Origin of the sequence: Enterobacter cloacae complex sp. SHL018, from assembly GCF_049237905.1 — a bacterium.
Taxonomy (GTDB): Bacteria; Pseudomonadota; Gammaproteobacteria; order Enterobacterales; family Enterobacteriaceae; genus Enterobacter; species Enterobacter hormaechei_C.
In genome coordinates, this window is the sequence record NZ_JBMKJE010000006.1 from 104,094 (window position 1) to 117,555 (window position 13,462).

The following is a 13,462-nucleotide window of genomic DNA, read 5'->3' on the forward strand; positions in this document are numbered from 1 at the left end:
GGGAGAACGGCTTTTCAACACAACTCTAACTGCACATTATTATCTTTAATCACCTGCATGACGCCCGCCGGCGGCATCACGTCGGTGTAGACCGCATTCACCATGCTGATGCTGCCCATGTTCACCATCGCATTACGACCAAACTTGGAGTGATCCACCACCAGCATTACATGGCGTGAGTTCTCAATGATCGCGCGCTTGGTGCGCACCTCGTGGTAATCAAACTCCAGCAGCGAGCCGTCGCTGTCGATGCCGCTGATCCCCAGAATGCCGAAGTCGAGGCGGAACTGAGAGATAAAATCGAGCGTCGCTTCGCCGATAATGCCCCCGTCGCGGCTACGCAGTTCGCCGCCCGCGAGGATGATGCGGAAATCGTCTTTCTGCATCAACGTGTTGGCCACGTTCAGGTTGTTGGTCACCACGCGCAGGTTCTCGTGGTTCAGCAGCGCATGGGCGACCGCTTCCGGCGTGGTGCCGATATCAATAAACAGCGTCGCGCCGTTCGGGATCTGGCTCGCCACTTTACGGGCGATACGCTCTTTCTCTGCCGTTTGCGTCGCCTTACGGTCATGCCATGAGGTGTTCACCGAGCTGGACGGCAGCGCGGCGCCGCCGTGGTGACGCAGAATACGGTTCTGATCGGCCAGGTCGTTGAGGTCACGACGGATGGTTTGCGGGCTGACGGCAAACTGCTCCACCAGCTCTTCAGTACTAACGTATCCCTGTTTTTTTACCAGTTCGATAATGGCGTCATGACGTTGTGTTTGTTTCATGAAATATCCCTGGGTATTATGTTCGTTTTCGCGCATGGAGCGTATCGGCCAGCGCCATCGCCAGCCCAACCGCCAGGCCGGTAACGTGCGCACCATTGGCGATAGACATACCAAACAGATCAAACCATCCGGCAATAAGCCATATTAACGCAAAGGTTATTAATCCACGTTGTAAATAGATGCCGCTATCCGGGTCGCGCTCGCCTCTGAGCCAGGCGTAACCCATCAGGGCGTACACCACGCCGGATAACCCGCCAAACCATGGACCGCTGAATTTGTGCTGCACGTAGCCGCTTAACAGGGCGCTGATAAGGGTGATCACAATCAGCTTGCCGCTGCCGAGCCGCTTCTCCACCGCCCCGCCGAGATACCACCACCACAGCAGGTTAAAGAGGATATGCATCACCGAGAAGTGCATCAGCGCATGCGTGAAGTAGCGCCAGACGTCAAATTGCAGGGAGGGATCGTACGGCCATGCGAGGGCAATCATCACGCTCTGGTCGCCCACCACGCTCATAATAATGAAGACGATGATGCAGGCTGCCATCAAAAGCAGCGTAAACGGCCCTGCGCGCTCGCGGAGGGTGGCGAGAAACGGAAAACGTTGATAGTGCAGGCCACTGCCGGTCTGGCCGGATTGCCAGCTTGCCGCCAGATAACGCGGGTCGCCCGGGTTTTCCAGAAAACGCGCCAGCTCGTCATTCACGCGGCCGGCCTGGCTTTCGTCTGCCAGCCAGACATCCGTCTGTGTATGCTGCTGAATAGTCAGGATAATGCCCTGCGTCGCCATATAGTCGACAAACGCCTGGGCGACGCGCGGGTTGCTAAAAGAGGTGATCATCAACATGGGCAGCGGTCGCTTATTTCCACACAAAAGGGGACAGTATAGCGGGATCAGCGCTCAAACGCGTATTCAACTTCTGCCGGGAAATGACGATGCCAGGCATCGAAGCCGCCATCGACGCTGTACACCGCGTCGTAACCCTGCTGGAGCAGATACTGCGCCGCGCCTTTACTACTGTTGCCGTGATAGCACATCACCATCACCGGGGTATCGAAGTCGTTATCGCGCATAAACGCGCCCAGCGTATCGTTGGTGAGATGGAACGCGCCCGGCGTGTGGCCCATCGCAAAGCTCTGCGGATCGCGGATGTCCACCAGCACCGCTTGTCCCTGGTGCATCTTCTGGTGGGCTTCTTCTACGTTAATACATTCAAACTGATCCATGGTGTTCTCATCTTATATTCAGGTGTGGTGCGGTTTTCCCCTCACCCTACCCTCTCCCGGAGGGAGAGGGAAACGGATCACCCTCTCCCCGTGGGAGAGGGCTGGGGTGAGGGCATCAGACCGCACTATTTTACCCCGTAGTGTACGTCCTGGCGGCGGGTAAACGCCATTATGTTATCCATATCACTCTAAATTGTTTTTTTGATGTTACCAAAAGCGCGTTCCTTTGCTATTATGAGCGATATCGAACATTTTTGAGCTTTAACGAAAGTGCATGAGGGTGTTATGGAAACCAAAGATCTGATTGTGATAGGCGGTGGCATCAACGGTGCCGGTATTGCGGTTGATGCCGCAGGACGCGGTTTATCCGTGCTGATGCTGGAAGCTAACGATCTCGCCTGCGCGACGTCGTCCGCCAGCTCCAAGCTGATCCACGGTGGCCTGCGCTACCTGGAACACTACGAATTCCGCCTGGTCAGCGAAGCGCTGGCTGAACGCGAAGTACTGCTGAAAATGGCTCCGCATCTGGCAATCCCGATGCGTTTCCGTCTGCCTCATCGCCCGCATCTGCGTCCGGCGTGGATGATCCGCATTGGTCTGTTTATGTACGATCATCTGGGTAAACGCACCAGCCTGCCGGGTTCGACTGGTTTGCGTTTTGGCTCAGAGTCGGTCCTTAAGCCTGAAATCGTGCGCGGTTTCGAATATTCCGACTGCTGGGTGGACGATGCGCGTCTGGTGCTGGCTAACGCGCAGATGGTCGAGAAGAAAGGCGGCGAGGTGAAAACCCGTACCCGCGCGACCGCCGCACGCCGCGAAAACGGCCTGTGGATTGTGGAAGCGGAAGACGTGGATACCGGCGAGAAGTTCAGCTGGAAAGCGCGCGGCCTGGTGAACGCCACCGGCCCGTGGGTAAAACAGTTCTTCGATGACGGTATGCACCTGCCTTCTCCGTACGGCATCCGCCTGATCAAGGGCAGCCACATTGTGGTGCCGCGCGTGCATACCCAGAAACAGGCTTATATCCTGCAAAATGAAGACAAGCGCATTGTGTTTGTGATCCCGTGGATGGACGAGTTCTCCATCATCGGCACCACCGACGTAGAGTACAAAGGCGATCCGAAAAACGTTGAGATCGACGAGAGTGAAGTCAGCTATCTGTTGAAAGTGTACAACGCGCACTTTAAGAAACAGCTGGCGCGCGATGACGTGGTCTGGACCTACTCCGGCGTGCGTCCGCTGTGTGATGACGAGTCTGACTCACCGCAGGCCATCACCCGTGACTATACGCTTGATATTCATGACGTGAACGGTCAGGCGCCCCTGCTGTCGGTATTTGGCGGTAAGCTCACCACCTACCGTAAACTGGCGGAGCATGCGCTGGAGAAACTGGCGCCGTATTACAAAGGCATCGGCCCGGCGTGGACGAAAGGCGCCGTGCTGCCTGGCGGCGATATCGGCGATAACCGCGACGATTACGCCGCGAAGCTGCGTCGCCGCTTCCCGTTCATTACCGAAGGAATGGCGCGCCACTATGCCCGCACCTACGGCAGCAACACCGAACTGTTCCTCGGCGAGGCGAAAGAGATTGCCGATCTGGGCGAGCATTTTGGCCATGAGCTGTACGAAGCGGAACTGCGCTACCTGGTGGAACACGAGTGGGTGCGCCGTCTGGACGATGCTATCTGGCGTCGTACTAAAGAAGGGATGTGGCTGAATGCCGAGCAGCAGTCTCGCGTGGCGCAATGGTTGCAGCAGCATGCGGGAAAGCGTGAATTGTCGTTGGCGTCGTAATTGAAAAAAAGCCGGGTGGCGGCTCCGCCTTACCCGGCCTACTCGATCCCGTAGGCCCGGTAAGCGCAGCGCCACCGGGCTTTGTTTTTACAACCGCACCGGATCAATATGCCAGATATTCTCGGCATACTCTTTGATAGTCCTGTCCGACGAGAAGTATCCCATGTTGGCGATGTTATGCATCGCGGCGCTGGTCCACTTCTCCTGCTGACGGTACAGTTCGTCCACCTTATCCTGACAATCCACGTAGCTGCGGTAATCCGCCAGCACCTGATAGTGATCGCCAAAGTTAATCAGCGAGTCCACCAGATCGCGATAGCGTCCGGGCTCCTCAGGGTTAAACACGCCGGTGGCGATTTGCGTCAGCACCTGGCGTAACTCGTCATCCTCTTCATAATACTCACGCGGCGAGTAGCCCTGCTTGCGCAGCGCCTCCACCTCTTCCGCCGTATTCCCGAAAATAAAGATATTCTCCGCGCCCACATGCTCCAGCATTTCGACATTTGCGCCGTCCAGCGTGCCGATAGTCAGCGCGCCGTTCAGGGCAAACTTCATATTACTGGTGCCGGATGCTTCCGTCCCCGCCGTGGAAATCTGCTCAGAGAGATCCGCCGCCGGAATAATCAGCTGCGCCAGGCTTACGCTGTAGTTCGGGATAAACACGACCTTCAGCTTATCGCCAATGTCCGGATCGTGATTCACCACCTTCGCCACATCGTTGATGAGATGAATGATGTGCTTCGCCATGTAGTACGCGGACGCCGCCTTACCGGCAAAGATTTTCACGCGCGGCACCCACTCCGCCGTCGGGTCAGCCTTAATGCGGTTGTAGTGGGTAATAACGTGCAGGACATTCATCAGCTGACGCTTGTACTCGTGGATACGTTTGATCTGCACGTCGAACAGCGCTTTCGGGTTCGCCACCACGTTCAGATGCATCGCCAGCCAGACCGCCAGACGCTTCTTGTTCAGCAGCTTGGCTTCCCGTACCGCTTTATTCACCGTCGGGAAATCAATGTGCTGCTCCAGCTCGCTCAGCTGGCTCAAATCGGTGCGCCAGGTGCGGCCAATGTTCTCATCCAGAACGTCGGAGAGCGGCTGGTTCGCCAGCGCCAGCCAGCGGCGCGGGGTGACGCCGTTGGTCACGTTGCAGAAACGCGTCGGGAAGATCTTCGCAAAGTCCGCAAACAGGGACTGCACCATCAGGTTCGAGTGCAGCTCTGACACGCCGTTCACCTTGTGGCTGATCACCACCGCCAGCCAGGCCATGCGTACGCGACGCCCGTTGGATTCATCAATGATCGAGGCGCGGCTCAGCAGACCGGTATCGTTCGGGTACTGCTCCTGCAAGGTCTTGAGGAAATAGTCGTTGATCTCGAAGATGATTTGCAGATGGCGTGGCAGAATTTTGCCGAGCATATCCACCGGCCACGTCTCCAGCGCTTCACTCATCAGCGTATGGTTGGTGTACGAGAACACCTGGCAGGTTACTTCAAACGCGTCATCCCAGCTGAACTTATGCTCGTCAATCAGCAGGCGCATCAGCTCAGGGATCGACAGCACCGGATGGGTATCGTTGAGGTGAATGGCGGTTTTTTCCGCCAGATTCGCATAGGTTTTGTGCAGCTGATAGTGACGGCTAAGGATATCCTGAATCGTTGCCGAGACGAGGAAATACTCCTGACGCAGGCGCAGCTCGCGGCCTGAGTAGGTCGAGTCATCCGGATACAGGACGCGTGACACATTCTCGGAGTGGTTTTTATCTTCCACCGCCGCGAAGTAGTCACCCTGGTTGAATTTACCCAGGTTGATCTCGCTACTGGCCTGCGCGTTCCACAGGCGCAGCGTATTGGTCGCATCGGTGTCGTAGCCGGGGATGATCTGGTCATAGGCCACGGCGAGGATCTCCTCGGTTTCCACCCAGCGGGATTTTTTCCCTTCCTGCTGAATACGCCCGCCAAAACGCACCTTGTAGCGCGTGTTGTGGCGCTTGAACTCCCACGGGTTACCGTACTCCAGCCAGTAGTCTGGAGACTCTTTCTGACGACCATCCACGATGTTCTGCTTGAACATACCGTAGTCGTAGCGAATACCGTAGCCGCGCCCCGGCAGCGCCAGCGTCGCCAGTGAATCGAGGAAACAGGCGGCAAGACGCCCGAGACCACCGTTACCCAGCCCCGGGTCGTTCTCTTCGTCAATCAGCTCTTCTAAATCCAGCCCCATCTCTTCCAGTGCGTTTTTGACGTCGTCATAAATCCCGAGCGATAACAGCGCATTGGAGAGGGTGCGACCAATCAGAAACTCCATCGACAGGTAATACACCTGTCGCGTCTCCTGCGAAAGCTGGGCGCGGTTGGAGCGCAGCCAGCGTTCGACCATACGGTCACGCACTGCAAACAGCGTGGCGTTCAGCCACTCATGTTTGTTGGCAATAACGGGATCTTTCCCAATGGTAAACATCAGCTTATAGGCGATGGAGTGTTTCAACGCCTCAACGCTGAGCGTGGGGGAAGAGTAGCTAAATGGAGCATTCATATCAGTAACTTCGCCTCGTTACATCAAGCGTTGATAAAGGTCGCGGTAGGACTGCGCCGCAACGTGCCAGCCAAAGTCCATGGACATCGCCTGACGTTGTACGTAACGCCACAGGGATGGACGGGACCACAAGACGAAAGCACGCCGGATCGCCCGAAGCAGCGACCAGGCATTACTGTCCTCGAAAACAAACCCGCTGGCGATACCGTCCGCCAGGTTTTCGAGGGAGCTATCAGACACCGTATCCGCCAGCCCGCCCGTGCGGCGTACCAGCGGCAACGTGCCGTATTTCAGACCATAGAGCTGCGTCAGGCCGCAGGGCTCGAAGCGGCTCGGCACCAGAATCACGTCCGCGCCGCCCATGATGCGGTGCGAGAACGCTTCGTGATAGCCAATCTGCACGCCCACCTGCCCCGGATGTTCCGCCGCGGCCGCAAGGAAACCTTCCTGCAATACCGGGTCGCCCGCGCCGAGCAGCGCCAGCTGGCCGCCCTGCTCCAGTAATCCCGGCAGCGCTTCCAGCACCAGATCCAGCCCTTTCTGGCTGGTCAGGCGGCTGACCACCGCAAACAGCGGCACCTTGTCGTTGACCTTCAGCCCCATCGCAATCTGTAGCTGGCGCTTGTTCTCCGCTTTGTCCTCCACGGAGTCGCGACCATAGCGCGCCGCCAGCAGGAGGTCCGTTTCCGGATTCCAGATCTGTTCATCCACGCCGTTCAGAATGCCCGACAGGCGACCTTCACGGTGGCGCTGTTGCAGCAGCCCTTCCATACCGTAACCGAACTCCGGCTGGGTAATTTCCCGCGCGTAGGTTGGGCTGACCGCCGTGATGTGGTCGGCGTAGTACAGACCCGCCTTCAGGAACGAAATCTGTCCGTTAAACTCCAGTCCGTGCATGTTAAAGAACGACCATGGCAGATCGATGTCATTCATATGATGCGCGTAATACATGCCCTGATACGCCAGGTTGTGCACCGTAAACACCGATTTGGCCGGGTGCCCCTTAGCCGCCAGATACGCAGGAGCCAGCCCCGCATGCCAGTCATGCGCGTGCACCACGTTCGGACGCCAGAACGGATCCAGTCCGACGGCCATTTCCGCCCCCACCCAGCCGAGCAGGGCAAAGCGCATCACGTTATCGGTATAGGCGTACAGGTTGGTATCGTGATACGGGCTGCCGGGTCGATCGTATAAATGCGGGGCATCAATCAGGTAAATCCCTACGCCATTGTAATGTCCAAACAGCAGGGTGATACGTCCCGCGAAGGTCTCGCGACGGGTAACAACCTTTGCATCGGGAATACCGCGCCGGATATCCGGAAAAGCGGGCAACAACACGCGGGTATCCACCCCTCCGGCGATTTGCGCCGCTGGTAATGCACCAAGAACATCCGCCAGGCCGCCCGTTTTTAACAACGGGAACATCTCAGAACATACGTGTAAAACCTGCATCATCGCTCCTGTTTGATTTGCAGCTTCCGCAACATTTCCCGTGTTACTAACACGATCCCCTCTTCCGAACGGTAGAAACGACGCGCATCTTCTTCCGCGTTTTCCCCAATCACCATCCCTTCGGGAATGATGCAGGCACGATCGATAACGCAGCGACGCAGACGACATGAGCGTCCTACCCAGACATCCGGCAGCAGAACTGCCGAATCGATATTACAGAATGAGTTTATACGCACGCGCGGGAACAGCACGGACTGCACCACCACCGAACCGGAAATAATGCAACCGCCAGAGACCAGCGAGTTGAGCGTCATGCCGTGGCTGCCGGAGCGATCCTGAACGAACTTCGCCGGCGGCAACGATTCCATATGCGTGCGAATCGGCCAGTTCTGGTCGTACATATCCAGCTCAGGCGTGACGGACGCCAGATCGAGGTTGGCTTTCCAGTACGCTTCCAGCGTTCCCACATCGCGCCAGTAAGGCTCCGCATTCGGATCGGACTGCACGCAGGACAGCGGGAAGGGATGCGCATACGCCATGCCAGCTTTGGTGATTTTCGGGATGATGTCTTTACCGAAGTCGTGGCTGGAGTTTTCGTCTTTGTCGTCCTCTTCCAGCAGTTCATAAAGGTAATCGGCATCAAAGACATAGATCCCCATGCTGGCGAGCGATTTGGTGTCGTCGCCCGGCATGGTTGGCGGGTTCGCCGGTTTTTCGACAAAGTCGATAATCTTGTCGTCGCCATCTACATGCATCACGCCAAACGCGGTTGCTTCCGCAACAGGCACCGGCAGACACGCCACGGTGCAGCGCGCCCCTTTTTCGACGTGGTCGATTAGCATGTGGGAGTAATCTTGCTTGTAGATGTGGTCCCCGGCGAGGATAACGATGTATTCCGCGTTGTAGCGACGAATGATGTCGAGGTTCTGGGTCACGGCATCCGCCGTGCCGCGGTACCAGTTCTCCCCATGAACGCGCTGCTGCGCCGGGAGCAGATCGACAAATTCGTTCATCTCTTCGCTGAAGAATGACCAGCCGCGCTGAATGTGCTGCACCAGCGTGTGCGACTGATACTGGGTAATGACGCCAATACGGCGAATGCCTGAGTTCAGGCAGTTGGAAAGTGCAAAATCGATAATACGGAACTTACCACCAAAGTGAACGGCCGGTTTGGCGCGCTTGATGGTCAAATCTTTCAGACGGGTACCACGCCCGCCCGCGAGTATCAGGGCAACTGTTTTTAATGGTAGCTGGCGCGCCAACATTAACGGATCGTTCTTCTCTAATCTAACCATGACTAACTCCTTTTTTATCATCTTTGGAATACGCACACTCCGTGCGCAGGCCCGTGCCAGACAGCCATAACAACCGGATTATCCGCTCCGGCAAAGGGAGGAATGGCTCGCCATTCCCCGTCAGGTAAAACAATCTCTGCGACGTCATCCGTCGCGTTCAGCGTCACCAGCCACGCATCCGAAAGCAGGATTTGCAGACAGGGTATGCCGTGTTGCCACTCTTGCGCGCTTAACGGTTGCGCGTCTTTATTCAGCCAGCGAACGTTTCCGTCGCCCTCTTCCCACCAGCGGTCGGCGGTGAGCGCGGGGATGCGCTGGCGAAGATGGATCAGCGCCGCGGTGAAATGGGTCAGCCCGCTATTCGCTTCTCCCCAGTCGAGCCAGGTCAGGGTGTTGTCCTGGCAATAGGCGTTGTTGTTGCCGTGCTGGCTGTGGCCGTGCTCATCGCCCGCCAGCAGCATCGGCGTGCCCTGCGACAACAAAAGCGTCGTCAGCAGCGCATGAACGCTGGCGCGTCGCCGCTCGATCACATCCAGACTTCCGCCTAACCCTTCTATACCATGGTTGAAGCTATGGTTATTGTTAGTCCCATCGCGATTCTCCTCGCCGTTTGCCTCATTGTGTTTCTGATTGAAACAAACGCAGTCGCGCAGCGTAAAACCGTCGTGTGCCGTCAGCAGGTTAATGGTGGCCGACGGACGTTTGCCGTCACGCTTGAAGAGATCGCTGGAGCCGGCAAAGCGACCGGCAAACTCCCCCAGCGACAGATCGCGCGTCAGCCAGAAGCGGCGGATGGCATCGCGGAAGTGGTCGTTCCACTCGGCAAACAGCGGCGGGAAATTCCCCACCTGATAACCGCCCTCTCCGATGTCCCAGGGCTCCGCGATCAGCTTAACCTTTGAGAGCACCGGGCAGTTTTTGATGGCCTCAAACAGCGGCGCCTGCTGGCTGAACGCCGGGGTGCGCCCCATCACCGGCGCCAGGTCGAAGCGAAAACCGTCCACGTGGAACGTCTCAACCCAGTATTTCAGGCACTCGTACGCGTAATGCGTAACGGCCGGATGACTGAGGTTGAGGGTGTTACCGCACCCGGTCCAGTTCTCGTAATCGCCGTCGTCCCTGATCCAATAATAGCTACGGTTATCGATTCCGCGCTGTGAGAGCGTCGGGCCGTCAAGATCGCTTTCCGCACTGTGGTTCAGCACCACGTCCAGAATGACCTCGATACCCGCCGCGTGAAGCGCCTTCACCGCATCGCGAAACTCATCCCGTGCCTTCTCCGGCTGCACCGCGTAGCGCGGGTCGAGGGCGAACATCGCCAGCGGGTTGTAGCCCCAGTAGTTGCTTAACCCAAGACGCTGTAGCCGCGGCTCGCTGGCGAAATGCGCCACGGGCAACAGCTCCAGCGCGGTGATCCCTAAGTGCTTCAGGTACGCGACCATCGTCGGATGCCCAAGCGCTTTGTAGGTGCCGCGCATCTCTTTAGGGATTGACGGGTGCAGATATGTCAGCCCTTTAACGTGGGCTTCATAAATAACGGTGTTGCCCCACGGCGTGCGCGGCGGGGCATCGTCTTCCCAGTCGTAGAGATCGTGCACCACCACGCTTTTGGGCGCGACGGGCGCGCTGTCGCGGTGGTCAGGTTCGCCGTAGCCAACGTGGAACAGCGAGTCATCTTTAAACTCACCGTCCACGCGGTGCGCGCACGGGTCAATCAGCAGCTTCGCCGGGTTAAACCAGTGCCCCTGAGAGGGCTCCCAGGGGCCGTGTACGCGAAAACCGTAGTGCATCCCCGGCCGTCCTCCGGCCAGGTAGCCATGCCAGGTATCCCCCGTGCGCGCCGGTAAATCGTAACGATGCTCGTTACCTTCCCCGTCAAACACACAGAGTTCCACCCGCTCCGCATGGGCAGAAAAGAGCGTGAAGTTCACCCCCTTTCCGTCAAAACTCGCCCCGAGCGGTTCGGGTTTACCTGCCGAGAGCTGCGTCATTCGCCCTCCCGCACCAGCCAGATGGTGCTCAGCGGCGGCAGCGTCAGGCTCAGGGAGTTCGGACGACCGTGGCTTTCAATCGCATCGCTCTGCACCAGGCCACCGTTACCCGCGTTGCTGCCGTGGTAGTGCATGGAGTCGGTATTGAGAATTTCGCGCCATTTGCCCGGCTGGTTAATGCCGAAGCGATAGTGTTCGCGCGGCACCGGCGTGAAGTTGCTGGCGACAATGATCTCGTTACCCGCCTTGTCGCGGCGCACAAAGACAAACACCGAGCGCTCGTGGTCGTCCACCACCAGCCACTCAAAGCCGTACGGATCGAAGTCCAGCTCGTGCAGCGCTTTGTGGTGGCGATAGGTCAGGTTCAGGTCACGGACCAGACGCTGTACGCCGTGGTGCCAGTTGTCCGCGCCTTCCAGCAGATGCCAGTCAAGGCTGGTATCGTGGTTCCATTCGCGCCCCTGCGCAAATTCGTTGCCCATAAACAGCAGTTTTTTGCCCGGGAAAGCAAACAGCCAGCCGTAGTAAGCGCGCAGGTTGGCAAACTTCTGCCACGCGTCCCCCGGCATGCGGTCGAGAATGGATTTCTTGCCGTGCACCACTTCATCGTGCGACAGCGGCAGCATGAAGTTTTCGGTGTAGTTGTAGAGCAGCCCGAAGGTGAGCTTATCGTGGTGATACTGACGATAAACCGGGTCGAGCTTCATGTAGTCGAGCGTGTCGTGCATCCAGCCGAGGTTCCACTTGTACCAGAAGCCCAGGCCGCCCATTGCCGGTGGACGGGAAACGCCCGGGAAGTCGGTGGACTCTTCCGCCATGGTCACGGCGCCTTCCACCTGCTCGCCGATAATGCGGTTGGTGTTGCGCAGAAACTCAATCGCTTCCAGGTTTTCACGGCCGCCATACTCGTTCGGGATCCACTCCCCCTCTTTGCGGCTGTAGTCGCGGTAGATCATCGACGCCACCGCATCCACGCGCAGGGCATCAATGCCGAAACGTTCGATCCAGTACAGCGCGTTCCCGACCAGGTAGTTCGATACTTCACGGCGACCGTAGTTATAGATCAGCGTATTCCAGTCCTGGTGATAGCCTTCGCGCGGGTCGCTGTGCTCGTACAGCTTTGTGCCGTCGAACTCTGCCAGCGCAAAATCATCCGACGGGAAGTGGCCCGGCACCCAGTCGAGGATCACGTTCAGCCCGGCGGCGTGCGCGGCATCGATGAAATAGCGGAAGTCATCGCGCGTGCCGAAGCGGCGCGTGGGCGCATACAACCCGGTTGGCTGATAGCCCCAGCTGCCGTCAAATGGGTGTTCGTTGATCGGCAGCAGCTCCAGATGGGTAAAGCCCATCCATTTGGCGTACGGCACCAGCTGGTCCGCCAGCTCGCGATAGCTCAGCCAGAAGTTGTTATCGGTGTGGCGACGCCACGAGCCGAGATGCACTTCATAGACGGAGATTGGCGCATCAAAGCGGTTGGCCTGCTTGCGCTCCTCACTCTGGACAACCTTCTCCGGCAGGCCGCAAATCAGCGAGGCGGTATTCGGGCGTAGTTCTGCCTCAAAGGCGTACGGGTCGGATTTAATGCGCAGCTTGCCGTTGGCATCGATCATCTCGAATTTGTAGAGCTGACCGTTGTGCGCGCCGGGGATAAACAGCTCCCAGATGCCGGTTTCCCGGCGCAGACGCATGGGGTGACGACGACCGTCCCAGTAGTTGAACTGCCCGACGACGGAGACGCGCTGGGCGTTTGGCGCCCATACGGCAAAACGCGTGCCGGTGATACCGTCCATGGTATCCGCATGGGCACCCAGCGTTTCGTAGGGGCGTAAATGGGTCCCTTCGGACAGCAGCCAGGCGTCCATCTCTTTTAAGAGCGGGCCGAAGCTATAGGGATCGTCAATGAGGTTTTGCTGACCGTGCCAGATAACGGCAAGCTGATAACGAAAAGGATTTTTACGGCGGGGCATGACGCCCGAGAAGAAGCCACGCGAGTCGAGGCATTCCAGATTACCCACCTTGCGGCCGGTTTTGGGTTCGATAACCCACACTTCTGTTGCATCCGGTAACAGCGCCCGAACTTCCAGTCCGGCCTCTGTACGGTGCATCCCTAGCACAGAAAAGGGGTCGGCAAAGTGACCCGCAATAAGCGCATTAATCACGTCTCTCGAAATACGATCGGACATGGTGTTCATCCTGTTTTTTTATGTCGCCCTTTTTACGCGCTCCGGGACGACTTTTAATGTGACCTAAACGGTGCAGTTAATCCTCTCTGCTCCGCCCTACCCTCAGGTGAGAAATAAATCTTCCTTAAAGCATAGCCAACGTCGTGGGTCCTCCTGATAAAAAATAAGACATCTGCGTTTTACTCCATGTAGTACGCAAAAAAAGGGGGGTG

At 57.7% G+C, this 13,462-nt stretch carries 9 protein-coding genes; 1 reads left to right on the forward strand and 8 read right to left on the reverse strand.

What is annotated here, in order from left to right; genetic code table 11:
• Positions 1–14: 14 nt before the first annotated feature.
• The 3 genes from ACOTY5_RS19905 to glpE are packed head-to-tail and all read right to left on the reverse strand — an operon-like array spanning position 15 to position 2,000.
• Positions 15–773 (reverse strand): DeoR/GlpR family transcriptional regulator, encoded by a 759-nt coding sequence (locus ACOTY5_RS19905; RefSeq protein ID WP_045142188.1) that lies wholly within the window; start codon positions 771–773, stop codon positions 15–17.
• A 16-nt stretch (positions 774–789) separates the two neighbouring features.
• Positions 790–1,620: a rhomboid family intramembrane serine protease GlpG gene (glpG, locus tag ACOTY5_RS19910; protein ID WP_015571451.1), complete on the reverse strand. Its 831-nt coding sequence runs from the start codon at positions 1,618–1,620 to the stop codon at positions 790–792.
• 47 nt (positions 1,621–1,667) lie between these two features.
• The gene (glpE, locus tag ACOTY5_RS19915) at positions 1,668–2,000 is read right to left on the reverse strand and encodes a thiosulfate sulfurtransferase GlpE (protein ID WP_015571452.1); all 333 of its coding nucleotides are present in this window, start codon (positions 1,998–2,000) and stop codon (positions 1,668–1,670) included.
• Between the two features lie 285 nt (positions 2,001–2,285).
• Here glpE and glpD point away from each other — a divergent pair, with 285 nt between their 5' ends.
• Entirely contained in the window at positions 2,286–3,794 is a 1,509-nt protein-coding gene (glpD, locus tag ACOTY5_RS19920; RefSeq protein WP_032649735.1) for a glycerol-3-phosphate dehydrogenase, read from the forward strand.
• A gap of 87 nt (positions 3,795–3,881) precedes the next feature.
• Here the strand turns inward: glpD and glgP are convergent, their stop codons facing one another.
• From glgP to glgB, 5 genes are read right to left on the reverse strand one after another with little or no spacing between them, the layout of a single operon-like run.
• Positions 3,882–6,329: a glycogen phosphorylase gene (gene glgP, locus ACOTY5_RS19925; protein WP_015571454.1), complete on the reverse strand. Its 2,448-nt coding sequence runs from the start codon at positions 6,327–6,329 to the stop codon at positions 3,882–3,884.
• 18 nt (positions 6,330–6,347) lie between these two features.
• Positions 6,348–7,781: a glycogen synthase GlgA gene (gene glgA / locus ACOTY5_RS19930; protein ID WP_017384140.1), complete on the reverse strand. Its 1,434-nt coding sequence runs from the start codon at positions 7,779–7,781 to the stop codon at positions 6,348–6,350.
• Complete coding sequence (gene glgC / locus ACOTY5_RS19935) at positions 7,781–9,076, reverse strand: glucose-1-phosphate adenylyltransferase (protein ID WP_023295538.1); 1,296 nt, start codon at positions 9,074–9,076, stop codon at positions 7,781–7,783. Before glgC ends, glgA begins: the two co-directional genes overlap by 1 nt.
• Positions 9,077–9,093: 17 nt before the next feature.
• Entirely contained in the window at positions 9,094–11,067 is a 1,974-nt protein-coding gene (gene glgX, locus ACOTY5_RS19940) for a glycogen debranching protein GlgX (RefSeq protein WP_017693854.1), read from the reverse strand.
• Positions 11,064–13,250, reverse strand: coding sequence for a 1,4-alpha-glucan branching enzyme (glgB, locus tag ACOTY5_RS19945; RefSeq protein ID WP_017693853.1), 2,187 nt, complete (start codon positions 13,248–13,250; stop codon positions 11,064–11,066). The genes glgX and glgB overlap by 4 nt, the downstream gene beginning before the upstream one ends.
• Between the last annotated feature and the right edge of the window lie 212 nt (positions 13,251–13,462).

Coding starts and splice junctions, on each gene's coding strand:
- glgA (WP_017384140.1), bottom strand. CDS start 7,781: ATGCAGGTTTTACACGTATGTTCTGAGATGTTCCCGTTGTTAAAAACG.
- glpG (WP_015571451.1), bottom strand. CDS start 1,620: ATGTTGATGATCACCTCTTTTAGCAACCCGCGCGTCGCCCAGGCGTTT.
- glgB (WP_017693853.1), bottom strand. CDS start 13,250: ATGTCCGATCGTATTTCGAGAGACGTGATTAATGCGCTTATTGCGGGT.
- glgC (WP_023295538.1), bottom strand. CDS start 9,076: ATGGTTAGATTAGAGAAGAACGATCCGTTAATGTTGGCGCGCCAGCTA.
- glgX (WP_017693854.1), bottom strand. CDS start 11,067: ATGACGCAGCTCTCGGCAGGTAAACCCGAACCGCTCGGGGCGAGTTTT.
- ACOTY5_RS19905 (WP_045142188.1), bottom strand. CDS start 773: ATGAAACAAACACAACGTCATGACGCCATTATCGAACTGGTAAAAAAA.
- glgP (WP_015571454.1), bottom strand. CDS start 6,329: ATGAATGCTCCATTTAGCTACTCTTCCCCCACGCTCAGCGTTGAGGCG.
- glpE (WP_015571452.1), bottom strand. CDS start 2,000: ATGGATCAGTTTGAATGTATTAACGTAGAAGAAGCCCACCAGAAGATG.
- glpD (WP_032649735.1), top strand. CDS start 2,286: ATGGAAACCAAAGATCTGATTGTGATAGGCGGTGGCATCAACGGTGCC.